Here is a 24,169-nt window from a genome sequence, read left to right on the forward strand (position 1 = left end):
TTTCAGTGAAAAGTTTGAACGCAAGTTGTCGTGCCAAAAATCAAAAATATCGGAGCACCACTCATGTCCCAGACGTTTTACAAGAAAGGTTTTCTGGCCCTCGCCGTTGCAGCGGCGCTGGGTGTTTCTACGTTTGTTCAAGCTGATGTGAAGATTGGCGTTGCGGGGCCGATGACCGGCGCCAACGCCTCGTTCGGTGAGCAGTACATGAAGGGTGCCCAGGCGGCAGCCGAGGTGATCAACAAGGCCGGTGGCATCAATGGCGAGAAAGTCGTGCTGGTGGCAGGCGACGATGCCTGTGAGCCGAAACAGGCCGTTGCCGTGGCCAACCGCCTGGCTGACCAGGACAAAGTGATTGGCGTAGTCGGGCACTTCTGCTCGTCGAACACCATTCCGGCCTCCGAGGTCTACGACGAAGCGGGCATCATCGCGATCACCCCAGGCTCTACCAACCCACAAGTGACCGAGCGCGGCCTGGGCGCCATGTTCCGTATGTGCGGGCGTGACGACCAGCAAGGCATCGTCGCCGGCGACTACATCGTCGACGTGCTCAAGGGCAAGAAAGTCGCCGTCATCAACGACAAGGACACCTACGGCAAAGGCCTGGCCGACGCCACCGCTGCCCAGTTGACCAAGCGCGGCGTCAAGCCGGTGCTGGAAGAAGGCCTGACCCGTGGCGAGAAGGACTTCAGTGCGCTGGTCACCAAAATCCGCTCCCTGGGCGCCGACGTCGTGTACTTCGGTGGCCTGCACCCGGAAGCCGGTCCATTGGTTCGCCAGATTCGTGAAGCGGGCCTGAAGGACGTCAAGTTCATGTCCGATGACGGCGTAGTGACCGATGAACTGGTGGCCACCGCTGGCGGCGCGCAATACGTCGATGGCGTGTACATGACCTTTGGCGCCGACCCGCGCCTGCTGCCGGACAGCAAGGCCGTGGTGGAAGAGTTCCGCAAGGCCGGCTACGAGCCTGAGGGCTACACCCTGTACGCCTACGCCTCGCTGCAGGCCCTGGCCGCCGGCTTCAACGGCGCCAAGTCCAACAAGGGCGAAGACGCGGCCAAATGGCTGAAAGCGCACCCGGTCAAAACCGTGATGGGCGAGAAGACCTGGGACGCGAAGGGCGACCTGAAAGTCTCCGACTACGTGGTTTACCAGTGGGATAAAGACGGCAAATACCACCAGCTGGAAAAGCAGAAGTAATCCATGTGGGAGGGGGCTTGTCCCCGAAGCGGTGGGTCAGTCAACAGTTGTTCAGCTGACCCACCGCATCGGGGGCAAGCCCCCTCCCACATTGGGACAGCGTTGTTATTGAGATCTGTCTTTTCCTCCAGAAGCGCCGCACACCGACTGGTGTGCAGGTGCTCACCGCGTGAGATTGCGTTATGGATGGTATTTTCCTGCAGCAACTGGTCAACGGCCTGACCCTCGGGTCGGTCTATGGCCTGATCGCCATCGGCTACACAATGGTCTATGGCATCATTGGCATGATCAACTTCGCCCACGGCGAGGTTTATATGATTTCCGCTTACCTCGCGGCGATCAGTCTGGCACTGCTGGCTTACTTCGGCATCGAATCCTTCCCGCTGCTCATTCTCGGCACCCTGATCTTCACCGTGGTCGTCACCGGCGTGTACGGTTGGGTCATCGAACGGGTCGCCTACAAACCGCTGCGCAACTCCACCCGCCTGGCTCCGCTGATCAGCGCCATCGGCATCTCCCTGATCCTGCAGAACTACGCGCAGATCGCCCAGGGCGCGAAACAACAAGGCATTCCAACCCTGCTGGCCGGCGCCTGGCGCGTCGACATCGGCAGTGGGTTCGTCCAACTCACGTACACCAAGGTCTTCATCCTCGTGGCGGCGTTTGCCGGCATGGCGTTGCTCACCTACATCATCAAGTACACCAAGCTCGGCCGCATGTGCCGCGCCACCCAGCAAGACCGCAAGATGGCCTCGATCCTGGGGATCAACACCGACCGCGTGATCTCCTACGTGTTTGTCATCGGTGCCGCCATGGCGGCCCTGGCCGGCGTGCTGATCACCCTCAACTACGGCACGTTCGACTTCTACGCCGGCTTCATCATCGGCATCAAGGCGTTTACCGCAGCGGTACTCGGCGGCATCGGTTCCCTGCCTGGGGCGATGCTGGGCGGGATCATCCTGGGTATTTCCGAGTCGTTGTTCTCGGGGTTGATCAACTCCGACTACAAAGACGTGTTCAGTTTCTCCCTGCTGGTGGTGATTCTGATTTTCCGTCCCCAGGGCCTGCTTGGTCGCCCACTCGTGGCTAAGGTGTAAACATGTCTGCTGCCAAACCCATCGATATCAAGAAAAGTGTGGTCGATACGGTCCTTGCCGGGCTGATTTCGTTGATCGTGTTCGGTCCGATCGTCGGCGTGGTCCTCGACGGCTACAGCTTCAACCTGGAACCGGCCCGTGTGGCTACCCTGGTCGCCATCGTGATGGCCGGGCGCTTTGCCCTCAGCCTGTTCCTGCAAACCCCCAAGGGCCTGAAGATTCTGCAGGGCTTCGAAAGCAGCGGCTCCGGCGTGCATGTACTGCCACCGGACTACAAGTCGCGGCTGCGCTGGATCATCCCGGCGCTGATCGTGATCGCCATCGTGTTCCCGATCTTCGCCAACAAGTACCTGCTGACCGTGGTGATCCTCGGACTGATCTACGTGTTGCTGGGCCTGGGCCTGAACATCGTGGTCGGCCTGGCCGGGCTGCTCGACCTGGGTTACGTGGCGTTCTACGCCATCGGCGCCTACGGCCTGGCGCTGGGTTATCAATACCTCGGCCTGGGCTTCTGGAGCGTGTTGCCGCTGGCAGCCATCGCAGCGGCTTTAGCGGGGTGCATACTCGGCTTTCCGGTGCTGCGAATGCACGGTGACTACCTGGCCATCGTGACCCTGGGCTTCGGTGAAATCATTCGCCTGGTGCTCAACAACTGGCTCTCGTTCACCGGCGGCCCCAACGGTATGCCGGTGCCTTCGCCGACCTTCCTGGGCCTGGAGTTCGGGCGCAAGGCCAAGGAGGGCGGGGTTCCGTTCCACGAGTTCTTCGGCATCGACTACAACCCCAATATCAAGTTCATGTTCATCTACATCGTGCTGTTCCTGGTGGTGCTGGCCGTGCTGTACATCAAGCACCGCCTGACCCGCATGCCGGTCGGCCGCGCCTGGGAAGCCTTGCGCGAAGATGAGATCGCCTGCCGCTCCATGGGCCTGAACCACGTGCTGGTCAAGCTCTCGGCCTTCACCATTGGCGCGTCCACTGCCGGTTTGGCCGGGGTGTTCTTCGCCAGCTACCAAGGCTTCGTCAACCCGTCGTCGTTCACCTTCTTCGAGTCGGCGCTGATCCTGGCCATCGTGGTACTGGGCGGCATGGGCTCGACGGTCGGCGTGGTGATTGCCGCGTTCGTGTTGACCGTCGCGCCTGAACTGCTGCGCAGCTTCAGCGAATACCGCGTGCTGCTGTTTGGCGTGCTGATGGTGGTGATGATGATCTGGCGACCGCGCGGCCTGATCCGGATCAGCCGCACCGGTGTGACACCGCGCAAGGGGGTAGCGCCATGAGCAAGGAAGTCGTCCTCTCCGTGGAACACCTGATGATGCACTTCGGTGGCATCAAGGCCTTGAGCGATGTGAGCCTCAAGGTCGAACGCAACTCGATCTTCGCCCTGATCGGCCCCAATGGAGCCGGCAAGACCACCGTGTTCAACTGCCTCACCGGCTTCTACAAAGCCAGCGGCGGCAAGATCGAACTGAACATCCGCGGCAAGCAGACCAATGTGATCCAGCTGCTCGGCGAGCGCTTCAAGGCGGTCGACTTCGTATCGCCAAAAAGCTTCTTGAGCCGGGTGTACTACAAGATGTTCGGTGGCACCCACCTGGTCAACCGCGCCGGCCTGGCCCGGACCTTCCAGAACATTCGCCTGTTCAAGGAAATGTCGGTGCTGGAAAACCTGCTGGTGGCCCAGCACATGTGGGTCAACCGCAACATGCTGGCGGGCATCCTCAACACCAAGGGCTACCGCAAGGCCGAAAGCGATGCCCTCGACCATGCGTTCTACTGGCTCGAAGTGGTGGACCTGGTGGACTGCGCCAACCGCCTGGCCGGTGAGCTTTCCTACGGCCAGCAGCGCCGCCTGGAAATCGCCCGCGCCATGTGCACCCGGCCGCAGATCATCTGCCTGGACGAACCGGCAGCGGGCCTCAACCCCCAGGAAACCGAAGCCCTCAGCGCGATGATTCGCCTGTTGCGCGACGAACACGACCTGACGGTGGTGCTGATCGAACACGACATGGGCATGGTGATGAGTATTTCCGACCACATTGTGGTGCTGGACCACGGCAACGTGATTGCCGAAGGCGGGCCGGAAGCGATCCGCAACGACCCGAAAGTGATTGCCGCCTACCTGGGCGCCGACGAAGAGGAGCTGGTATGAGTGCACCTATCCTCGAAATGAAGGACCTGGACGTGTTCTACGGCCCGATCCAGGCCCTGAAAAAAGTCTCGCTGCACATCAACGAAGGCGAAACCGTCAGCTTGATCGGCTCCAACGGCGCGGGTAAATCCACGCTGCTGATGTCGATCTTCGGCCAGCCACGGGCCGAGTCGGGGCAGATCCTCTACAACGGCGTCGACATTACCCACAAGTCGTCCCACTACATTGCCTCCAACGGCATTGCACAGTCGCCGGAAGGGCGGCGGGTGTTCCCCGACATGACCGTCGAGGAAAACCTGCTGATGGGCACCATCCCCATTGGCGACAAGTTCGCCCAGGAAGATATGCAACGCATGTTCGAGCTGTTCCCACGGCTCAAGGAGCGACGTAACCAGCGCGCCATGACCATGTCCGGTGGCGAGCAGCAAATGCTCGCCATCGCCCGCGCGCTGATGAGCCGACCCAAGCTGTTGCTGCTGGACGAACCGAGCCTGGGCCTGGCGCCGATTGTGGTGAAGCAGATCTTTTCCACCCTGCGCGAGCTGGCCTCCACCGGGATGACCATCTTCCTGGTGGAGCAGAACGCCAACCATGCACTGCGTTTGTCGGATCGGGCGTACGTGATGGTCAACGGTGAGATTCGCCTCACAGGCACCGGCAAGGAGCTGCTGGTGAACGAGGAAGTGCGCAACGCTTACCTCGGTGGCCACTGATCTAAATAACGACGCAGTACCCCTGTGGGAGGGGGCTTGCCCCGATGGCGTTGTATCAGTCAGCACACCTGAAACTGACACACCGCCATCGGGGGCAAGCCCCCTCTCACATTTGTTTTGTGTCGCCTGCAAGACCGATCCCAAATTGTGGAAAACAAATCCAGCCCCCCTCCAAAGCGCGACATATAGCCGCCGCAAATCCCTGTTTTGTCACACTTTTGACTTGTCCCCATTCACTGTGGAACCGGCTGTGGGTAACGTGGGAGTAGCTGGCTGAACCCCTTTAAAACCGTGGCTTTCAGCTGTGTGGTTGTTTTTTGATCAGTGGCTTTTTCGCGGCCGATCGAGGGGTTTGTCAACCTGTTTAAAGACACAGGTATATGACTGAAATATGTCCCGCCCGCCTGTGGATAAGTCTGTGACTAAACTCTGGAAAGACGGCCGCAGAGGCCGGAATGACTGGCCTGGAGCCATCGCTCGATTTGTCCCGCTGCCCCTGGGCCTACATACGCCTTCGTCCAGGTCAAGCAAAAAACTTTCTAAAATCGCCTGGAAGCCTTGTACACAGCGGCCTGAAGCGTTTTGCACTTGCCCCCAGAGACTGTGGGCGCAGCTGTGGATAACCTGCGCGCATATGGCTGCAAGCCACGGTTCATAAGGCTTTGGTCTGAATGATTAAAAAATGACCAGTCGTGCATGAAGTTCTGTGCATGGCGGTTGCCGCAACTGCGGCGTAAGGGCATTCTGCTGGCTGATTTTTTTCCCGATGCCCGCAAGGAGAACACCATGTCCAACACGCTGTTTATTACTGGCGCCACCTCAGGTTTTGGCGAAGCCTGCGCCCGTCGGTTTGCCGAGGCCGGCTGGAAACTGGTGCTTACCGGTCGTCGTGCCGAGCGTTTGAATGCGCTGGTCGAGGAGCTTTCCAAGCAGACCGAAGTGCACGGCCTGGTGGTGGATGTACGGGATCGCAAAGGCATGGAAGACGCGATCGCCAACCTGCCGCCATCGTTCGCCACCCTGCGCGGGCTGATCAACAACGCCGGCCTGGCCGTGGGCACTGACCCGGCGCCCAAGTGCGACCTCGACGACTGGGAAACCATGGTCGATACCAACATCAAAGGCCTGCTGACCACCACCAGCCTGCTGCTGCCGCGCCTGATCGCCCATGGTCGTGGCGCCGGGATCATCAACCTGGGCTCCATCGCCGGCAGCTACCCGTACCCGGGCAGCCATGTGTATGGCGGTTCCAAGGCGTTCGTGAAGCAGTTCTCCTTGAACCTGCGCTGTGACCTGCAGGGCACCGGCGTGCGTGTGACCAACATCGAGCCGGGCCTGTGCGAAAGCGAGTTCTCCCTGGTGCGCTTCGGCGGTGACCAGGCGCGCTACGACGCCACCTACGCCGGTGCCGAGCCGATCCAGCCGCAGGACATTGCCGACACCATCTTCTGGGTGCTGAACACGCCGGCGCACGTCAACATCAACCGCCTGGAACTGATGCCGGTGAGCCAGACCTGGGCTGGGTTTGCGATTGAGCGGGGGGCCAAGTAAGGCTCTAGACCACGTTGCTCCCGATGAGGCCCAGCAGGTCACCCGAGATGCTGGATCAGCCCCTGGTAGCAGGTTGCCAAATGATACGGTGTGGTCGATGGCATATCCCGTCGGCTCACCGCGCCGTTGGCATCCAGGCATTCATGCCAGCCTTTCTCATGCAGGAAATGCTGTTGCAGCGCCAGCAGTTGGCGCTGCAGCACCGCCTCACTGCCAGGGCGCAAGGTCAGTGCCCGCAGGTACTCGGCCTGGGCCCAGATACGCTGGGTGCCGTCGCGCACGCTGCCGTCGAGCGCCAACATGCCGCTAACCGCTCCGGTCGCGCCGTCCACACCCTTGTGCTCAGCGTAGGCAAACGCCCGCGTCAGTGACGCATGCAGCGGGGTGCCGCGCAGCACGGGCGACGATTCGAGCAAAAAGAACCACTCGAACTGGTGCCCCGGCTCAAACCAGTTATCCACAGCGCCCAGCGGCTTTTCCATCATCACGCCGTGCCGGCGGTCGATGAAACGCTGCTGCATGGCCGTCGCCAAGGCCAGCAGGGCCGCTTGCACAGGGGCATCCTCGCGCACCGCAAGTGTGGCGAGGAAACCTTCGGCCAGGTGCATCAACGGGTTTTGCAGCGGGCCGGACTGGAGGGACGACCAGTTGCGTTCCAGCACCGCCTCGTACAGGCCGTCTTCGGTGGCGAAGCGCTGGGCCACGACTTCGAGGGCGGCGTTCAGCACCGATTCCACCAGCGCTTCACGCACCTTGGCCCAGTAATGGGCGCAGGCAAAGATGATGAAGGCGTGGGTGTAGAGGTCTTTTCGCTTGTCCAGCGGCTGGCCGGCGGGGTCGACGCTGTAGAACCAGCCGCCGTGTTCGGCATCGTGGAAATGCCGTTGCAGGGAGCGGAACAGCACCGCCGCGCGCTCTTCAGCGAAGGCCGCCCCTGGCTCGCCGATCAGGCTGGCGAACAGGTACAACTGCCGCGCGCAGGCCATGGCGCGGTAGCGTTGCGGGGGCAGTGGGCGGTGATCGGCGTCCAGCGCCTCATAGGGCAGCGCCAATTCGGCATTCCAGCCCGGGCCCTGCCAGAGCGGCACGATCAGGGTGTGGAAGTGCGTGAGCACGGCATTCAAAGAAGGCTGGGGGGCGGAGCTTGGAGCGATGGGCATCGGCTGGCGTCGTCACGGCAGGGGTGTAGGCGCGCATGGTAGCAGAGGGGCAGCTTTAAGTTGTGAGCTGCAAGCTGCAAGTAAGAGCGGTTCGGCTTTTACTTGCAGCTTGCGACGTTTAGCTGGCGAGCAGCCACACCCCAGTCGCCGCCGAAGCCGCTCCGGCAATCCGCACCAACGGTGCCGCTGCGGCCGGCAACCAGCGCACCAGCGCATACCCGGCCGCGTGCAGTGCAGCGGTCGCGCCGACAAAGCCGGCGGCATACGCCCAAGGGCTCGACATGTCCGGCAGCTCCAAGCCATGGGCCACACCATGGAACAACGCAAACAACGCCGTCGCACCCATGGCCATGAACAACGGCGGACGCACCGCCAGTGCCACCGCCAGGCCCAGGGCCAGCACCGAGGCGGCGATCCCGCTTTCCAGTGCGGGCAATTGCAGCCCTTCGAAACCCAGCACGCCGCCCATCAGCATGGTGCCGACAAAGGTGCACGGCAGGGCCCAGCGCGCGGCACCCTTTTGTTGCGCGGCCCACAGGCCGACCGCGACCATGGCCAGCAGGTGGTCGAGGCCGCCCAGCGGGTGGCTGATACCGGCCACCAGGCCGTTGTCGCCGTGGCCAGGGTGAGCGAAGGCCAGGGCGGGCGCGAGCAGCAGGGCGGCGGCTGCGAGGAATTTATTGAGGTTCATAAACAGGTTCCTTATGGGTTGATCAGGCGGCGGTCAGCAGGCCTTGGCGTTCGATGAAGGCGACGATTTCTTCCAGGCCTACCCCGGTTTTCTGGTTGCTGAACACAAAGGGTTTGCCGTTGCGCATGCGCTGGGTGTCGCTGTTCATCAGCTCCAGCGACGCGCCCACCAGCGGCGCCAGGTCGATCTTGTTGATCACCAGCAGGTCGGATTTGCAAATACCAGGCCCGCCCTTGCGCGGCAGCTTGTCGCCGGCGGACACATCGATCACATAGATGGTCAGGTCCGACAGCTCCGGGCTGAAGGTGGCCGACAGATTATCGCCGCCGGACTCCACCAGGATCAGGTCCAGGCCGGGAAAGCGGCGGTTGAGTTGGTCCACCGCTTCCAGATTGATCGAGGCGTCCTCGCGAATCGCCGTGTGCGGGCAGCCGCCGGTTTCCACGCCGATGATGCGCTCCGGCGCCAGGGCCTGGTTGCGCACCAGGAAGTCGGCGTCTTCGCGGGTGTAGATGTCGTTGGTGACCACCGCCAGGTTGTAGCGATCGCGCAGCGCGAGGCACAGGGCCAGGGTCAGGGCGGTCTTGCCGGAGCCGACCGGGCCACCGATACCGACACGCAGGGGTTGTGTGTTCATGTCTGATTCTCCAAAAAAACCTTAGGAACGGAACAGGCGGCTGTACTGGCGCTCGTGGGCCATGCTCGCCAGGGACAGGCCGAAGGCGGCGCTGCCGAAATGGTGGGGGTCGATGCGGGCGGCGTCGTGCTGGGCCTGTTGCAGTAGGGGCAGCAGCTCGCTGGTCAGGCGCTGCGCGGCTTGCTGGCCCAGGGGCAGGGTTTTCATCAGCACGGCCAATTGGTTTTCCAGCCAGCTCCAGAGCCAGGCGGCGAGGGCGTCGTCGGCGCTGATCGCCCAGGCGCGCGCGGCCAGTGCCCAGCCCAGGGCCAAGTGCGGTTCGCGGCGTTGCTCCAGGAAGCTGCGGGCGTCGCTGTCCAGTTCCGGCAGGCCATTGAGCAACTGCTGCAGGGAATAACCCATCTGCCGACTTTCCTGATACAGCTCCCGGGTTTCGCGGCTGGCTTGATGCGCTTCGCACAGCTGCGCCAACGCTGGCCAGTCCTGCTCTGCAGCGGCGCGGCAATGGGCGAGCAACAGCGGGGCTTCGAAGCGCGCGAGGTTGAGCAGCAATTGGTCGCTGATCCAGCGCCGAGCGCTGGCGGCATCGTTGACGTGGCCGTTCTCCACGGCCATTTCCAGGCCTTGGGAATAGCTGTAGCCGCCAATCGGCAATTGCGGACTGGCCAGACGCAACAGCGCCCAGGCTGGGTTCATAGACGTACGCCGAACTGATGCAGCTTGGGCGGGTAGTTGAAATCTTCATCGCCATGCCGGGAGTGGTGGTGGCCGCCGCCATAGGCGCCGTGTTCCGGTTGGAACGGCGCCTCGATGGTTTCGGTGTGGGCGCCCAGTTGCTCAAGCATGGCCTTGAGCACGTAGTCGTCGAGCAGGCGCAACCAGCCATCCCCCACTTGCAAGGCCACATGGCGGTTGCCGAGGTGGTAGGCGGCGCGGGTCAGTTCAAAGGCGTTGCTGCAGGTGACGTGCAACAGGTGTTCAGGGCGGGCGCACACGCGTACGACACGTCCGTCTTCGGCTTGCAGGAATTCGCCATCGTGCAACGGCGGCTGGCCGCGCTCCAGAAACAGGCCGACGTCTTCACCGTCGGCACTGAAACAGCGCAGGCGGCTCTTGCTGCGTGCTTCGAAATTCAGCAGCAGCTCAGCGGCCCAGAGGGCTTGGGGGGCGATTCGGCGGTGGATCACCAGCATCAGGAAGCTTCCAGCTATGAGCGATGGAAGTGCTAGAGCAAGGGGCTTGCCAATCAGGTATTGATGTAGGAATTCTCTGTCGGTGCGCAAGGAGTTGCCACTGAATAGGGCGGGGCTGAGTACTGCGAGTGCTTAATGTTGGTGCTCTGTCGGATATTGAGCACTTAAATGGGGCGTTTTTTGTGGGCGAGTGGTGTTTATCACATCAAGTTCCTTCCGTTTTTTTCGTATATGGAATTTTCGGATTTGTCCTACTGGATGTAAGGATTCGGCGTTCATCTGCTTACGCGCCAGACCGTTAGGATTTGCGCCGTGCTAAACATCCACGGCGAGTTCCAGTATGTTCAAATCAATTGTGTGTTTATTCATTTTCAGTCTTTACCTGGTCACTCCCTCGTCCTCGGCCAATATCAAGCCGCGCGGGGTAGCCCCTCTCGAGATCGCGACGCCCCTGCAGTCGCTGCAAAAACGCCCAGCCATCGACAATGTGATCGACCGCGCCCATCAATTGCTGGGTACCTCGTATAAATGGGGCGGGAACACCGTGGAGCAGGGCTTCGACTGCAGCAGCTTGCTGGTCTACCTGTTCAGGACCGAAGCCAATATCCGTATACCCCGCACCACGGCGGCGATGCACCGTTCAAACGCCATGACGATCAAGCGTAACGCGCTCAAACCTGGGGATGCGGTGTTCTTCAAAGGTAATGGGCGCAGTCAGGTCAGCCATGTCGGCCTTTATATAGGCGAGGGCAAATTCATTCATTCGCCGCGCGCCGGCAAGACGGTGCGAATCGACTCGCTGAACAATCGCTACTGGAACAAGAACTACAGTACCGCCAAGCGCTTTCACTCGGCGGGCTAGCCGGCTTACTCCGTACTGCCCAGGCCTTGCCAATGCTTGAGGCCGATAAAGATAAAGCGCAGCTGCTGGGTGATTTTCGCCTGGGGCGTGAGGTGGGCAGGCAAGGCCTGGGCCGGTGGGTCAATGATGTCGGGAAGGGTGGCGAACACGCTCTTGACGATCAGGTCGGCCATTACATGCAGGCCATCGGCGTCCAGGTGCTGCAACTTGGGCATCAGGGTCAGGTCGGCCGCCAGGTCGCGGGTGATGTCTTCACGCAGGGCACCGATGGCTTGGCGCACCGCCAGGCAACCGCCGTATTGCTCGCGGGCCAGGAACAGGAATTGCGAGCGGTTGGCCGAGACCACATCGAGAAAAATCCGCACTGAGGCATCGATAATGCCGCCCATCACGAATTCGTTGTGGCGCACCAGGCGAATGGTGGCGCGAAAGGTCTGGCCCACCTCACTCACCAATACAAGTCCAAGCTGGTCCATATCGGCAAAGTGGCGATAGAAGCCGGTGGGGACAATGCCTGCGGTCTTGGCCACTTCACGCAGGCTCAGGCTGCCAAACCCACGGCCACACTCCATCAGATGGCGGGCAGCGTCCATCAGGGCGAGGCGGGTCTGTTGCTTCTGTTCGGCACGGGGCAGCATGGGCGGGCGGGCTTTGTCGGCAAGTACAGCGACGCACTCTAGCAAAACAGCTTCATTGACGTCGAACTTGGCGGGGAATAGGTGGGGAGTGTTGCGTGACAGGCGCTACAAAAAGTCAAAAGCCCGGTCGGCAGATCGGGCTTTTTTCTGGGCCACCACAGGGTCAGCTCTGAGCTTGATGCAGTTCTTGCAGGCGATCAGCACCACCTTCGGCAACACCTTCGGTGTAGGCACGTTCGTTGGCTTGTTCCGCACCACCTTCAACCAGGCCTTTCTGTTCCAGGCGATCACGGCCACCTTCGGCAACACCTTCAGTGTAGGCACGCTTGTTGGCGTGTTCCGAACCGTTTTCAGCGACAGCACCTTTGGCGTAGTCACGGTTCTCGTCTTCTTGCGAACCGCTGCGGGCCAGGGTCTGGTTGAAGTGAACGGCGTCAGCCTTGGCTTGTGGGGTAACCTGTTCGGCGGCTGGCAGGGCAAAGGCGCTGGAAGCCAGGATGGATAACAGGACGGTAGCGAGTACTTGGCGTTTCATGATGGGTTGCTCCTTGGGAGGGCGATAAAGTGGGTACAGGGCTAATGCTACTCTCGATAAGTCGATATAAAAGTTCATAAACACAATGGTAATAATCAACAGAATTGATTGTTCGTCAGGGAGGCTCTAGAACGGGCCTCTCAAGCACGCGGTTTTGCACCGAGGTGGGTATTTTCGACACGAACGCGGGTAACAATGGTGCGCCGTGGATGATCGAATCTGTCGAAACGGTCAGGAAAGCAGGTTTTCAAGGGTAAATCGGAGATTGGGTTAAACCCACGAGCGGTTTGCCAGTCGTAGTTTTATAAGCTGTCCTACAGGTGTTGGTTCAGCCGGTCGTATTCAGGAGTCCTGTGCAATGACGCGCACTCGTAAAATCGTCATGTGGAGCTGCGCCAGCTTCGTTGTGTTAATCGCTGTGGTGGTACTGGTCCTGGTGTTCTTTGACTGGAACCGCATCAAACCGCCCCTCAATGCCAAAGTCTCCGAAGAACTGCATCGCCCGTTTGCCATCAACGGCAACCTGGCGGTGGTGTGGGCACGTGAGCCGGACGAAGGCGGCTGGCGCGCCTGGGTGCCGTGGCCCCATGTGATTGCCGAGGACCTGACCCTGGGCAATCCCGACTGGTCAAAAAAACCGCAGATGGTCACGCTGAAAAAGGTCGAGCTGCGTATTTCGCCGCTGGCGTTGCTGGTGCAGCGCGTGGTGATCCCCCGTATCGACCTCACCGAACCGAGTGCCGAGTTGCAGCGCCTGGCCGATGGCCGCGCCAACTGGACGTTCACGTTCGACCCCAAGGACCCCGACGCCGAACCTTCCAACTGGGTGGTGGACATCGGCGCCATTGGGTTCGACAAGGGCCACGTGACCCTCGACGACCAGACCCTCAAGACTCAGTTGGACGTGATCATCGACCCCCTGGGCAAGCCGATCCCGTTCGGCGAAATCGTCGGCGACGCCGATGCCAGGAAGGCCCTGGAAAAAGGCTCCGCGCCCCAGGACTATGCGTTCGCCCTCAAGGTCAAGGGCCAGTACCACGGCCAGAAGCTCGACGGCAGCGGCAAGATCGGCGGCCTGCTGGCCTTGCAGGACGCGGCCAAGCCGTTTCCGCTGCAAGCCCAGGTCAAGATTGCCGATACCAGCATCGCATTGGCGGGCACCTTGACCGACCCGTTGAACCTCGGCGCCCTGGACCTTCGCCTGAAACTGTCCGGCAGCAGCCTGGGTAACCTCTACCCGCTGACCGGCGTCACCTTGCCGGATTCGCCGGCCTACTCCACTGACGGCCACTTGATCGCCAAGTTGCACGAGGCCAGCGGCGCGTCATTCAGCTACGAAAACTTCAACGGCAAGATCGGCAACAGCGATATTCACGGCAACCTCGCCTATGTCGCCAGCCAGCCACGTCCCAAGCTCAGCGGTGCGTTGGTGTCCAACCAATTGCTGATGAGCGACCTCGCCCCCCTGATCGGTGCCGACTCCAACGCCAAGCAAAAAGCGCGTGGCGGGATGAGCAAACAGCCGGCGACCAAAGTGTTGCCGGTGGAAGAGTTCCGCACCGAGCGCTGGCGCGACATGGATGCCGATGTGGAATTCACCGGCAAACGCATCGTGCACAGTGCCGAATTGCCCTTCAACGACCTGTACACCCACCTGGTGCTCAACGACGGCGAACTGAGCCTGGAACCGCTGCGATTCGGCGTCGCCGGCGGCAAGCTGGATGCGCAGATCCGCTTGAATGGCCGCACCACGCCGATGGAAGGCCGCGCCAAACTGACTGCGCGCAACTTCAAGCTCAAGCAGTTGTTCCCCACCTTCGAACCGATGAAAACCAGCTTCGGTGAACTCAACGGCGATGCCGATATTTCCGGGCGCGGTAACTCCGTTGCGGCGCTGCTGGGCAGCTCCAACGGTGACCTGAAGATGCTGATCAACGACGGCGCCATCAGCCGTGGCCTGATGGAAATTGCCGGGCTCAACGTCGGCAACTATGTGGTGGGGCGCCTGTTTGGCGACAAGGAAGTGAAGATCAACTGCGCGGCGGCGGATTTCGGGATCAAGACCGGCCTGGCAACCACGCGCTTGTTTGTGTTCGATACCGAGAACGCGATCATCTATATCGATGGCACCGCCAACATGGCCACCGAGCAGTTGGACTTGACCGTCACACCGGAATCGAAGGGCTTCCGCCTGTTTTCCCTGCGTTCGCCGTTGTACGTCAATGGCCCGTTCATCAAGCCCAATGCGGGTGTAAAAGCCATTCCCCTGGCCCTGCGGGGCGCGGGCATGGTGGCACTGGGTGTGATCGCCGGCCCGGCAGCGGGTCTGTTGGCGCTGGTGGCACCGAGCGCCGATGCGCCGAACCAGTGTGCGCCGTTGTTGCAGCAGATGAAGGAAGGAAAGGCGCCGAAGACGGTTAAAGGCTGATCGTCGAAATTGTCAGAAAGGGCGACCCTTTGGTTAATGCCAGTCAGTTAAGCGTACATCGCCTCCTGTAGGAGCGAGCTTGCTCGCGAAAAACGTCAACGATAACGCGCGCTTCCTGAATGAACGCGGCGCCTGTGAGTTTTTCGCGAGCAAGCTCGCTCCTACAAAAAGCCTTAACTGACTGGCATTAGACCCTTTGGTCGCCTTTTTTATCGGGGCGCCGTAAGTATGATCCTTGTCTTGTGTAGCTCATTTCTGAAGCGTTAAAACCGCCCCTGTTTCCCCTTACACCTCCTGGGTTGCCTTCCTATAGTCGACCGCCACAGTCACTTGGAGGTGTAATCCATGCAGGGAGCCTACGCATTTATCAATGAGCGACCACAGCCGTATCCACTGCTCAAGCTCAGTCTTTCTCTTAGCCCTTATACGCAAACAAAGTTCGACATCGTCAACCAACACATCCGCAATGTGGTGGTCTTGCCGGGGCAGTTGGTGATCATTCCTGATGCGCGTACGGCGTCTTGCACCGCTGAAGAAGCGCAACTGATGCGCGCTGCGCAGAACATAAAACATGCGTTGCTGGCGCATTCCGCAGTCGATCATTTTTTGATCAAAAACTACGATCTACTCCAGCTCATCATGACCAACGCTTCGATCGGTGTCGGGAGTGCCAGCAGTGCCTGGAGTAAGCATCTTGTGGCTATCGAGAGGACACTTCAAGAAATCGACGTTTTACATAAGCAGTACTTGAGCAAGGGCACAACGGCCGCGAGGGATGAGTTTCTGGCTAAACGCAGGATGTTGTTTGCAAAGCTGGAGGAGCAGCTCTCGGGTATGGCTCGTTTTGGTACGGGCCTGAAAAATGAAGGGTCGATAAAAAAGATGTTGGGTATTTCTACTAAAAGCTATTGGCATCACGGTGAAATTCGCGAGTACGAACAGACAGTCAAACGCATCGCCAAGGCTTCGCAGATATTGAAGAAGGGCACCTATATCGGTATAGCACTGGATGTTGGAGTGACTGCGTTGGAAATAACGGAGGCGTGTTCAGCCGGACGTGAGGATGAATGTAATCGGGCTAAGTTTGTGGAGGGAGGGAAGCTGGTGTTAGGAGTCGGTGGCGCCGCTTACGGGGGATACGCAGGCTTGGGGGTTGGGGTCGCCGTATGTGCCGCTGTCTTTGCCATACCTACCGCCGGAGCGAGTGCGCTGGGCTGTGCCATTGTGGGGGCGGCCATTGGGAGCGTCGCCGTGGGTAGTTTGGGAAGCCACGCTGGTGAGCAAATAGGAACCCGCCTTTATGAAATTTCAGGAGTTGGAAAATGATGTCGGAGTCCATCGGCATATGGTCGGGTGTGTTGATGCTGCTGAGTTTTCCATTAAATTTTTATGTTATCTATACAAAGCTTGAAGAGGCCGAAGACTATCTAAAATTCAGCTCATTCATTGTGACGTTCAAATACAGGTTCGGCGTCGGCCCGTTTGGTGGCAAGTTGAAACGTTTCTTCGTGATCGCCCTTGTCATCCTAATTCCGATTTTTTTTCAATGGCGGCACCTTGTACTCGTTGAGGATGTGAAGCGTATCCCAAGACGTCTCAAACTTTGGATAGTAGTTCCCTACCTGCTCACTATGTCTTCCTTCGTCGGAATGGCGTTATCGTGGCTTCTGATTGGATGACGGTCAGGCAAAAAAAATGGGGGGAGCCGGTTAACCGGCTCCCCCCTCTTTTTGCGCCGCTATTTACAGGCTTTCGAGGATGTCGGCCATATCGTCCGCATGCTCTTCTTCCTGAGCCAGGATCTCTTCAAACAGACGGCGCGTGGTTGGATCCTTATCACCGATGTACTGGATGATTTCACGATAGCTGTCCACCGCGATCCGCTCGGCCACCAGGTCTTCGTAGACCATTTCCTTCAAGCTGTTACCGGCCACGTATTGGGCATGGGAGTTCTTCGACAGCAGGTCCGGGTTGAACTCCGGCGCGCCGCCCAGTTGCACGATGCGTTCGGCGAGTTTGTCGGCGTGCTCGGCTTCCTGGGTGGCGTGTTCGAGGAATTCCTGCGCTGCGACGGCAGCTTTGACGCCGCTGGCCATGAAGTAGTGGCGCTTGTAGCGCAGCACACACACCAGTTCAGTGGCCAGGGAGCCGTTGAGCAGGCGGATGATCTCTTCGCGGTCGGCGTCATAGCCCTCGGTCACGGCACCGTTTTCGACGTTCTGGCGGGCGCGGCTGCGCAGGGTCGCAACGTCAGTCAAGTTTACTTCAGTCATCTCAATCTCCTGGGGCTAATCCGGTTTTACGCCACGCTCTGTCGGCGTGATCGCTCCCAGTTGTGAGTCACGGGCGCGGCAAAAAGTTTTATTGGATTTGCCAGGCGTGTCATCAGCGCGTCGCCGGAATTGGGCTAGCCTGCCATCATCCTTTCTTGATCAAGGACGTTCGGTTCATGTCGCAGTCGTTAGCCACGCGTTATCCCTTGGTGCTGGTGCCCGGCATGCTCGGGTTCGTGCGCCTGGGGTTTTTCCCTTACTGGTACGGCATTGTCCCGGCATTGCGGGCGGGTGGGGCGCAGGTGTTTCCCATCCAGGTGGCGCCGCTGGACTCCAGCGAGGTGCGTGGCGAGCAGCTGCTGGCGCAGATCGAGCGGATTCGCCTTGAGACCGGCGTCGACAAGGTCAACCTGATCGGCCATAGCCAGGGCGCGCTGACCGCCCGTTATGCGGCGGCCACGCGCCCGGAGTGGGTGGCGTCGGTGACGTCGGTGGCCGGGCCCAACCACGGTTCGGAACTGGCGGACCATATCCACGCCCATTATCCGGCCGACAGCGTGAAGGGGCGGCTGATGAGCGCACTGTTTCATCTGGTTGCAACGCTGATGAGCCTGCTGGAAACCGGTTATCGCGGCCCGCGCTTCAAGGCGGACTTGCAGGCGTCCCACCATTCCCTGACCAGCGCAGGTGTGGCGCTGTTCAACCGCAAGTATCCCCAAGGGTTGCCGCACACCTGGGGCGGGCACGGGGCGGAGGTGGTCAATGGCGTGCGCTACTACTCATGGTCCGGCACCTTGCAACCGGGCAAGACCGATCGCGGACGCAACCTGCTGGACGGGACGAATCGCAGTTGCCGATTGTTTGCCCGCAGCTTCGTGCGCGAGAAGGGCCAGTGCGACGGTATGGTCGGGCGCTGCAGCTCGCACCTGGGGCGGGTGATCGGCGATGACTACGCCCTGGACCACTTCGATATCGTCAACCAATCCATGGGCCTGGTCGGCAAGGGCGCCGAGCCTATCCGCCTGTTCGTCGAGCATGCCCAGCGCCTGAAGGCGGCCGGGGTTTAAGCCTGGCGGCGGACCGGTGTGGTCCAGCGCTCCGACAAAATCACCCCGCCCAACGTCAGCAAACCGCCCACCAGGTGATACAACGCCAATTCTTCCCTGAGCACCACGGCCGCAATCAATGCGGTAATCAACGGCAGCAGGTTGAAAAACAACGTGGTGCGGCTGGGTCCCAGGGTCTTCACCGAATGCATCCACGCCAGTGGCGCGAGCATCGAAGCCAGCAAGCACGCATAGAGCACCAGCGGAATATTCGTCCAGCCCAGGCCGGCTTTTGCCGAGAACAGAAACAGCGGAAACAGCACCACCACCGCCACCAGCACCTGCAAATACAGGAGCACCAGCGGCGGCAGGCGCAGTTGCCATTTTTTCAACAAGGTGCTGTAGATCGCGTAGGCCAGGGTCGCGACCAGCATCATCGCATCGCCCAGGTTCACGCCGTGCTGCAGCAACGCGCCAAGGCTGCCGGCCGACACCACCACCACCACCCCGGCGAACGACAGCACCGCACCCGTCAGCGCGCCAAAGGTCAGGCGCTGGCCCAGGCTGATGATGGCCGCCGTCAACGCCATCAACGGCATCAACGACAGGATGATGCCCATGTTGGTGGCGCTGGTCAGCGAGGCAGCGTAGTACGCCAGGCTCTGGTACACCGCCATGCCCAGCACGCCGAGGATGCAGATTTTGCCCAGGTTCGGGCGGATCAGCGGCCAGTGGGCGATGACCGGCTTGAGCATGAACGGTGTAAACAGCAATGCAGCCAGTAACCAGCGGTAAAAGCCGATTTCAGCGGGGAAGATCGAACCCACGGCCAGTTTGTTGACCACGGTATTGCCGGCCCAGATAAAAATGGCCAGCAGGGGATACGCGTATTGCATCGAAAGAAACCAGATGTGTTGATGAGCCAGGATTATCCCTTGTCTGGATCGAAGCCTATACTGCGATCCAGACAAACGACCTCTGTATCCAGACAATATGGCCCGACACACCGTACGCCTTGCGGATTTTGGCAGCCTGCCAAGCCCCGTGTACTTCCGTTACTCCGACTTTGCCCCCGACACTGAGTGCACCCCGCACCAGCATGTCTGGGGTTCGCTGGACTACTCCGCCAGTGGCGTAATGCGCATGGAAGTGGCCGGCAACCGCTTTATGTCGCCACCGCAATACGCGGTGTGGATCCCACCCAATACCGAACACAGTTCCTACAACGCCGAGGCGATTGTCTACCGTTCGGTGGGCCTTTCGCCGCCGCTCTGCGAGCAATTGCCCCAGCAGCCCTGCACCCTGGCGATCAGCGACATCCTCAAGGCCATCCTCAGCGACTTCGCCCAGCGTGACGTCAACATCCCGCACTCCGACGCCGATATTCGCCTGGCCCAGGTGCTGGTCGATCAGCTCAGGCAGGCGCCGATCCACGAGGGTTTTTTGCCCTACGCCCGCCACCCCGGGCTGCTCGGCGTGTTGGAAGGCATGCAGGCCGACCCCGCTGACAACCGCCCCCTGGCGCACTGGGCCGAGCAGGTGCATGTCAGCGAGCGCACCCTGGCGCGACAATTTGTGCGCGAGCTGGGCATGAGCTTCGGCGAATGGCGCCAACGCTTGCGCTACCTTGCCGCCATCGAAGCCCTCGACAGCGAGCGCAGTGTGCAAAATGTGGCGTTTGACCTCGGCTACAGCAGCGCCTCGGCGTTTATCGCGATGTTCCAGCGCCAGGCCGGCTGCACCCCGGAGCAGTACCGGCGGACGAATATTCGCAGCCGATGAAGATGTAACAAGGTTTGGCTACACTGCTGGGTAGGCCGTGCCTCCCGGCACGGTAACAGGGAGAAAACTCCATGAAGATGCTGCGTATTCCGTTGTTGATGATGGGCCTGCTGCTGTGTTCCCAGGGCTTTGCCGCCACCGCCCAGCAAAACAAGATGACCACTTGCAATGCCGAAGCCACCACCAAGACGCTCAAAGGCGACGAGCGCAAGGCTTTCATGAAAACCTGCCTGTCGGCCCCGGCGGCCAATGATGCGAAGACGCTCACCCCGCAACAGCAGAAGATGAAGGATTGCAATGCGTCGGCGAAAACCAAGGCGTTGACCGGCGATGCGCGCAAGACGTTCATGAGCACCTGCCTGAAGAATTGATAGCCCCCGGCCCTAGAAGGCTGCGACACTCGCACGCAGCCCACCTGTAGGAGCGAGGGGGACGCCTAGACCTTCGCGAGCAAGCTCGCTCCTACACATCCTTTAACGCCGTTCGTTTTGAGGCTGTATGCCAACGTTTTCTCAGCGTCACGTGTTATTGCTGGCCAGCTACATCATCATTTTCGGCGGGTTGCTGCTGGTACTGCCGCTGAAATTGCTGCCCAGCCTGCTGGCCGGCCTGTTGGTCTATGAACTGGTCAACATGCTCACCCCCCAACTGCAACGGCTTATCGAAGGGCGCCGCGCGCGCTGGTTGGCGGTGGCCTTGCTCGGCACCCTGATCGTCAGCGTGCTAGCCCTGATCTTCGCCGGCGCCATCAGTTTCCTGCTTCACGAAGCGGAAAACCCCGGGGCTTCCCTGGATAAATTCATGGGTGTGGTCGACCGCGCGCGCGGCCAGTTGCCGCCGTTCCTCGATGCCTACCTGCCCGCCAGCGCGGCCGAATTTCGCGTGGCCATCGGCGATTGGCTCAGCAAGCACCTGAGCGAACTGCAACTGGTCGGCAAAGACGCCGCCCACATGTTCGTCACCCTGCTGATCGGCATGGTGCTCGGCGCGATCATCGCCCTGCAGCGGGTGCCTGACCTGACCAAACGCAAGCCCCTGGCCGCCGCACTGTTCGACCGCCTGCACCTGCTGGTCCAGGCCTTTCGCAACATCGTCTTCGCGCAAATCAAGATCGCCGCGCTCAACACCGTCTTTACCGCAATCTTCCTGGCTGTGGTGCTGCCGTTGTGCGGCATTCACCTGCCGCTGACCAAGACCCTGATCGTGCTGACCTTCCTGCTCGGCCTGTTGCCGGTGATCGGCAACCTGATGTCCAACACCCTGATCACCATCGTCGCGCTGTCGCTGTCGATCTGGGTGGCGGTGGCGGCGCTGGGGTATCTGATCGTGATCCACAAGGTCGAGTACTTCCTCAACGCGCGCATCGTCGGCGGGCAGATCAGTGCAAAATCGTGGGAATTGCTCCTGGCGATGCTGGTGTTTGAAGCGGCGTTTGGTTTGCCGGGGGTGGTGGCGGGGCCGATTTACTATGCGTATCTGAAGAGTGAGCTGAAGCTCGGCGGGATGGTTTAAGGCGTGTTTTGCCTGGGCGGGCCCTATCGGGGCATAAGTATCTATACAACTTGAGTAGGATAACGCGTAGCAGCTGTCGAGCCTAGGCGAGGCTGCGTTTGCGGCGCGTCTGACACACCGCCGACGCAGCCTCGCCTAGGCTCGACAGCTGCTACGCAGGGGGCTCGGCTCAAGATGTGTAGATACTTATGCCTATCGGGGGCTTGCCCCCGATGAAGTCACCACGGTATTTCAGGTGAAACTCAGCAGCCGTAGCGCTTACTCGCCTCAATTGCCAAACCACTGCCGATACTGCCGAAGATATTCCCCTCCACATGCCGCGCATTCGGCAGCATGGCCGAGATGCTGTGGCGCAGCGCCGGGATGCCGCTGGAACCGCCGGTAAAGAACACCGTGTCCACCTGGGCCACCGCCACCGAAGCATCGGTGAGCAACTGCGTCACGCTGTTGCGCACGCGCTCCAGCAAGCCATCGATGGCCGACTCGAACAGTGCGCGGCTCAGGTCCACGCTCAACCCCGGCTCAACGCGGTCCAGCAGCACGTGGCGGTTGTCTTCGTGGGTGAGCTGGATCTTGGTCTCTTCCACTTCCATGGCCAGCCAGTGCCCGGCGCGCTGTTCGATCAGCTTGAACAGGCGGTCGATGCCGCCAGTGTCTTCGATGTCATAGCGCATGCTGCCCAGGGCCAGCTGGGATTTCTGCGAGTACACCGAGTTGATGGTGTGCCAGGTCGCCAGGTTCATGTGGTGGCTGGTGGGCATGTAGGCGCCGCTTTTCATGCGGCTGCCGTAGCCGAACAGCGGCATGATGCCGGCCAGGGACAGTTGCTTGTCGAAGTCGGTACCGCCGATGTGCACGCCGCCGGTGGCGAGGATGTCGTCCTGGCGGTTGTCGTTGTGGCGGCGGTCCGGGGACAGGCGCACCAGCGAGAAGTCGGACGTACCCCCGCCGATGTCGACGATCAGTACCAGCTCTTCCTTCTCGATGGTGGATTCGTAGTCGAACGCGGCGGCAATCGGTTCGTACTGGAACGAGATGTCCTTGAAACCGATCTTGCGCGCCACGTCGACCAGGGTGTTTTCGGCCTCCTGGTCGGCCATCGGGTCGTCATCGACGAAAAACACCGGGCGGCCCAGCACCACTTCTTCGAACTCGCGGCCGGCGGTGGCTTCGGCGCGGCTCTTGAGTTGGCCGATAAACAGCGCCAGCAGGTCGGTGAACGGCATCGCCGTGCCCAAGACGCTGGTGTCGTGCTTGATCAACTTGGAACCCAGCAGGCTCTTGAGCGAGCGCATCAGCCGGCCTTCGTAGTTCTCCAGGTATTCGTGCAGGGCCAGGCGACCGTAGACCGGGCGGCGCTCCTCGAAGTTGAAGAACACCACCGACGGCAGGGTGATCTTGTCGTCCTCCAGCGCGATAAGCGTTTCCATGCCGGGGCGGATCCAGCCGACGGTGGAGTTGGACGTGCCGAAGTCGATACCGCAGGCACGGGCTGGGGATGGGTTTTTCATGTCTATCGGGTTCCGGTTGAAAAACGGCCGCGCAGTGTATGCCAGTCGAGGGCGGATGCGTAGGCCGACCATCCGTTAAATCGTGCTTGAAAGTTCGGCATTCGCCCCCACATCTGGTGCATACGGCAAGCGCCGATAACACTTTGACGCACCCCCAGGCCACAAGACTCAACAGGTGCAAACCAGCGCACGTTGTGCCCCGGGCTGTGCGATCTCGATTAAGGATGGTGAACCGCCGATGGATTTCAAAGACTACTACAAGATTCTGGGTGTCGAGCCGAGCGCCGATGACAAGGAAATCAAGGCTGCCTATCGCAAGCTCGCGCGCAAATATCACCCGGACGTAAGCAAGGAAAAAGACGCCGAAGCCAAGTTCAAGGACGCGTCCGAAGCCTATGAAGCGCTTAAAAGCGCCGACAAGCGTGCCGAATATGACGAGTTGCGCAAATACGGCCAGCATGGCCAGCCGTTCCAGGGCCCGCCAGGCTGGCAGAGCCGTGGCGGGTTTGGCGGTGGCCAGGGCACCGAGGATTTTTCCGACTTCTTCAGCTCGATCTTTGGCGGGCGTGGCGATGCCTTCGGTGGCGGCCAGCGTCGTCCAACCGGGCGTAAAGGCCAGGACGTGGAGATGCAGCTGTCGGTGTTCCTCGAAGAGACACTGTCCACCGAGTCCAAGCAGATCAGCTTCCAGGTGCCGCAATACGACGCCTCGGGCCGGCATGTCAGCAACACCACCAAGAGCCTGAACGTGAAGATCCCCGCCGGTGTCGCCGACGGTGAGCGTATTCGCCTCAAAGGCCAGGGCGCACCGGGTGTTGGCGGCGGGGCCAACGGTGACCTGTACCTGATCGTCAAGTTTGCGCCGCACCCCAAGTTCGAAGTGGATGGCGAAAACCTGATCATCAACCTGCCGCTGGCACCATGGGAATTGGCGCTGGGCGCGGAAGTGGCCGTGCCGACCCTGACCGGCAAGATCAACCTCAAGGTGCCGGCCGGCAGCCAGAACGGCCAGCGCATGCGCGCCAAGGGCCATGGTTTGCTGAACAAGGCCGGGCAGCGCGGCTTCCTGTACGTGCAGCTCAAGGCGGTGATGCCACCGGCAGGCGATGACGGCGTGAAAGCGTTGTGGCAGGAGCTGGCCAAAAAAGCCGCGTTCAATCCGCGCGAGCAGTTCTAAGGGGATTTGTG

The 24,169-nt window shown here is 60.7% G+C and carries 25 protein-coding genes; 15 read left to right on the forward strand and 10 right to left on the reverse strand.

All coding sequences use genetic code 11. The annotated features are described in order from the left end of the window. Positions 1–63 precede the first annotated feature (63 nt). The 6 genes from BLW22_RS33060 (at position 64) to BLW22_RS33085 (ending at position 6,713) form a co-directional block, all read left to right on the forward strand. Complete coding sequence (locus BLW22_RS33060) at positions 64–1,200, forward strand: branched-chain amino acid ABC transporter substrate-binding protein (protein WP_027607701.1); 1,137 nt, start codon at positions 64–66, stop codon at positions 1,198–1,200. A 182-nt stretch (positions 1,201–1,382) separates the two neighbouring features. Continuing rightward, on the forward strand, positions 1,383–2,297 hold the full coding sequence (locus BLW22_RS33065) for an ABC transporter permease subunit (RefSeq protein ID WP_003236186.1): 915 nt from the start codon (positions 1,383–1,385) through the stop codon (positions 2,295–2,297). A 2-nt stretch (positions 2,298–2,299) separates the two neighbouring features. After that, positions 2,300–3,577 carry a high-affinity branched-chain amino acid ABC transporter permease LivM gene (gene livM, locus BLW22_RS33070; RefSeq protein WP_027607702.1) on the forward strand — a complete coding sequence of 426 codons (1,278 nt, stop codon included), beginning with the start codon at positions 2,300–2,302 and terminating at the stop codon, positions 3,575–3,577. Beyond that, positions 3,574–4,449 carry an ABC transporter ATP-binding protein gene (locus BLW22_RS33075; RefSeq protein WP_027607703.1) on the forward strand — a complete coding sequence of 292 codons (876 nt, stop codon included), beginning with the start codon at positions 3,574–3,576 and terminating at the stop codon, positions 4,447–4,449. Before livM ends, BLW22_RS33075 begins: the two co-directional genes overlap by 4 nt. Next, positions 4,446–5,162: an ABC transporter ATP-binding protein gene (locus BLW22_RS33080; RefSeq protein ID WP_024073112.1), complete on the forward strand. Its 717-nt coding sequence runs from the start codon at positions 4,446–4,448 to the stop codon at positions 5,160–5,162. Before BLW22_RS33075 ends, BLW22_RS33080 begins: the two co-directional genes overlap by 4 nt. Before the next feature lie 786 nt (positions 5,163–5,948). After that, on the forward strand, positions 5,949–6,713 hold the full coding sequence (locus BLW22_RS33085; RefSeq protein WP_053134501.1) for an SDR family oxidoreductase: 765 nt from the start codon (positions 5,949–5,951) through the stop codon (positions 6,711–6,713). 38 nt (positions 6,714–6,751) lie between these two features. On the opposite strand, the gene BLW22_RS33090 is transcribed toward BLW22_RS33085, so the two are convergent. The 5 genes from BLW22_RS33090 to ureE all read right to left on the reverse strand — a co-directional run bounded on the left by BLW22_RS33090 (position 6,752) and on the right by ureE (position 10,394). After that, complete coding sequence (locus BLW22_RS33090; RefSeq protein ID WP_065947135.1) at positions 6,752–7,873, reverse strand: AGE family epimerase/isomerase; 1,122 nt, start codon at positions 7,871–7,873, stop codon at positions 6,752–6,754. 118 nt (positions 7,874–7,991) lie between these two features. Then, positions 7,992–8,564: a HupE/UreJ family protein gene (locus BLW22_RS33095; RefSeq protein WP_065947136.1), complete on the reverse strand. Its 573-nt coding sequence runs from the start codon at positions 8,562–8,564 to the stop codon at positions 7,992–7,994. 22 nt (positions 8,565–8,586) lie between these two features. Beyond that, positions 8,587–9,201, reverse strand: a complete 615-nt coding sequence (gene ureG, locus BLW22_RS33100) for an urease accessory protein UreG (protein WP_012721947.1) — start codon at positions 9,199–9,201, stop codon at positions 8,587–8,589. A gap of 21 nt (positions 9,202–9,222) precedes the next feature. Beyond that, positions 9,223–9,897: an urease accessory protein UreF gene (locus BLW22_RS33105; protein ID WP_074848607.1), complete on the reverse strand. Its 675-nt coding sequence runs from the start codon at positions 9,895–9,897 to the stop codon at positions 9,223–9,225. Next, on the reverse strand, positions 9,894–10,394 hold the full coding sequence (ureE, locus tag BLW22_RS33110; protein WP_065947138.1) for an urease accessory protein UreE: 501 nt from the start codon (positions 10,392–10,394) through the stop codon (positions 9,894–9,896). The genes BLW22_RS33105 and ureE overlap by 4 nt, the downstream gene beginning before the upstream one ends. A 340-nt stretch (positions 10,395–10,734) precedes the next feature. On the opposite strand from ureE, the gene BLW22_RS33115 reads away from it, so the two are divergent. After that, positions 10,735–11,256 carry a C40 family peptidase gene (locus tag BLW22_RS33115; protein WP_065925603.1) on the forward strand — a complete coding sequence of 174 codons (522 nt, stop codon included), beginning with the start codon at positions 10,735–10,737 and terminating at the stop codon, positions 11,254–11,256. Between the two features lie 5 nt (positions 11,257–11,261). Here the strand turns inward: BLW22_RS33115 and BLW22_RS33120 are convergent, their stop codons facing one another. Then, positions 11,262–11,894 (reverse strand): TetR family transcriptional regulator, encoded by a 633-nt coding sequence (locus tag BLW22_RS33120; RefSeq protein WP_017526383.1) that lies wholly within the window; start codon positions 11,892–11,894, stop codon positions 11,262–11,264. Positions 11,895–12,057: 163 nt separating this feature from the next. Then, entirely contained in the window at positions 12,058–12,429 is a 372-nt protein-coding gene (locus tag BLW22_RS33125; RefSeq protein ID WP_065925601.1) for a hypothetical protein, read from the reverse strand. A 358-nt stretch (positions 12,430–12,787) separates the two neighbouring features. Between BLW22_RS33125 and BLW22_RS33130 the strand changes: the two genes are divergently transcribed. The 3 genes from BLW22_RS33130 to BLW22_RS33140 all read left to right on the forward strand — a co-directional run bounded on the left by BLW22_RS33130 (position 12,788) and on the right by BLW22_RS33140 (position 16,536). Further along, the gene (locus tag BLW22_RS33130; RefSeq protein ID WP_074848609.1) at positions 12,788–14,857 is read left to right on the forward strand and encodes an AsmA family protein; all 2,070 of its coding nucleotides are present in this window, start codon (positions 12,788–12,790) and stop codon (positions 14,855–14,857) included. A gap of 345 nt (positions 14,858–15,202) precedes the next feature. Further along, positions 15,203–16,183: a hypothetical protein gene (locus BLW22_RS33135; RefSeq protein ID WP_074848611.1), complete on the forward strand. Its 981-nt coding sequence runs from the start codon at positions 15,203–15,205 to the stop codon at positions 16,181–16,183. Next, positions 16,183–16,536, forward strand: coding sequence for a hypothetical protein (locus tag BLW22_RS33140; RefSeq protein ID WP_235865640.1), 354 nt, complete (start codon positions 16,183–16,185; stop codon positions 16,534–16,536). The genes BLW22_RS33135 and BLW22_RS33140 overlap by 1 nt, the downstream gene beginning before the upstream one ends. A 63-nt stretch (positions 16,537–16,599) precedes the next feature. Here the strand turns inward: BLW22_RS33140 and BLW22_RS33145 are convergent, their stop codons facing one another. After that, positions 16,600–17,130: a ferritin-like domain-containing protein gene (locus BLW22_RS33145; protein ID WP_074848612.1), complete on the reverse strand. Its 531-nt coding sequence runs from the start codon at positions 17,128–17,130 to the stop codon at positions 16,600–16,602. 176 nt (positions 17,131–17,306) lie between these two features. Between BLW22_RS33145 and BLW22_RS33150 the strand changes: the two genes are divergently transcribed. Continuing rightward, entirely contained in the window at positions 17,307–18,197 is an 891-nt protein-coding gene (locus BLW22_RS33150; RefSeq protein ID WP_065947142.1) for an esterase/lipase family protein, read from the forward strand. Here BLW22_RS33150 and BLW22_RS33155 read toward each other — a convergent pair. Then, positions 18,194–19,072: a DMT family transporter gene (locus BLW22_RS33155; protein ID WP_074848614.1), complete on the reverse strand. Its 879-nt coding sequence runs from the start codon at positions 19,070–19,072 to the stop codon at positions 18,194–18,196. The genes BLW22_RS33150 and BLW22_RS33155 overlap by 4 nt on opposite strands. A gap of 97 nt (positions 19,073–19,169) precedes the next feature. Between BLW22_RS33155 and BLW22_RS33160 the strand changes: the two genes are divergently transcribed. The 3 genes from BLW22_RS33160 to BLW22_RS33170 all read left to right on the forward strand — a co-directional run bounded on the left by BLW22_RS33160 (position 19,170) and on the right by BLW22_RS33170 (position 21,470). Further along, a complete protein-coding gene (locus BLW22_RS33160; RefSeq protein ID WP_065925595.1) occupies positions 19,170–19,958 on the forward strand; it encodes an AraC family transcriptional regulator in 789 nt (262 codons plus the stop codon). A 71-nt stretch (positions 19,959–20,029) separates the two neighbouring features. Continuing rightward, entirely contained in the window at positions 20,030–20,329 is a 300-nt protein-coding gene (locus BLW22_RS33165; RefSeq protein WP_027607719.1) for a PsiF family protein, read from the forward strand. Positions 20,330–20,456: 127 nt separating this feature from the next. Continuing rightward, positions 20,457–21,470, forward strand: a complete 1,014-nt coding sequence (locus BLW22_RS33170) for an AI-2E family transporter (protein ID WP_065925593.1) — start codon at positions 20,457–20,459, stop codon at positions 21,468–21,470. Positions 21,471–21,712: 242 nt separating this feature from the next. On the opposite strand, the gene BLW22_RS33175 is transcribed toward BLW22_RS33170, so the two are convergent. Further along, positions 21,713–22,981 carry an Hsp70 family protein gene (locus tag BLW22_RS33175; RefSeq protein WP_074848616.1) on the reverse strand — a complete coding sequence of 423 codons (1,269 nt, stop codon included), beginning with the start codon at positions 22,979–22,981 and terminating at the stop codon, positions 21,713–21,715. A gap of 238 nt (positions 22,982–23,219) precedes the next feature. Between BLW22_RS33175 and BLW22_RS33180 the strand changes: the two genes are divergently transcribed. Further along, a complete protein-coding gene (locus BLW22_RS33180; RefSeq protein WP_065925591.1) occupies positions 23,220–24,158 on the forward strand; it encodes a DnaJ C-terminal domain-containing protein in 939 nt (312 codons plus the stop codon). The last annotated feature ends 11 nt before the right edge of the window (positions 24,159–24,169 follow it).

It is taken from the genome of Pseudomonas marginalis (assembly GCF_900105325.1).
Classification (GTDB): domain Bacteria; phylum Pseudomonadota; class Gammaproteobacteria; order Pseudomonadales; family Pseudomonadaceae; genus Aquipseudomonas; species Aquipseudomonas marginalis.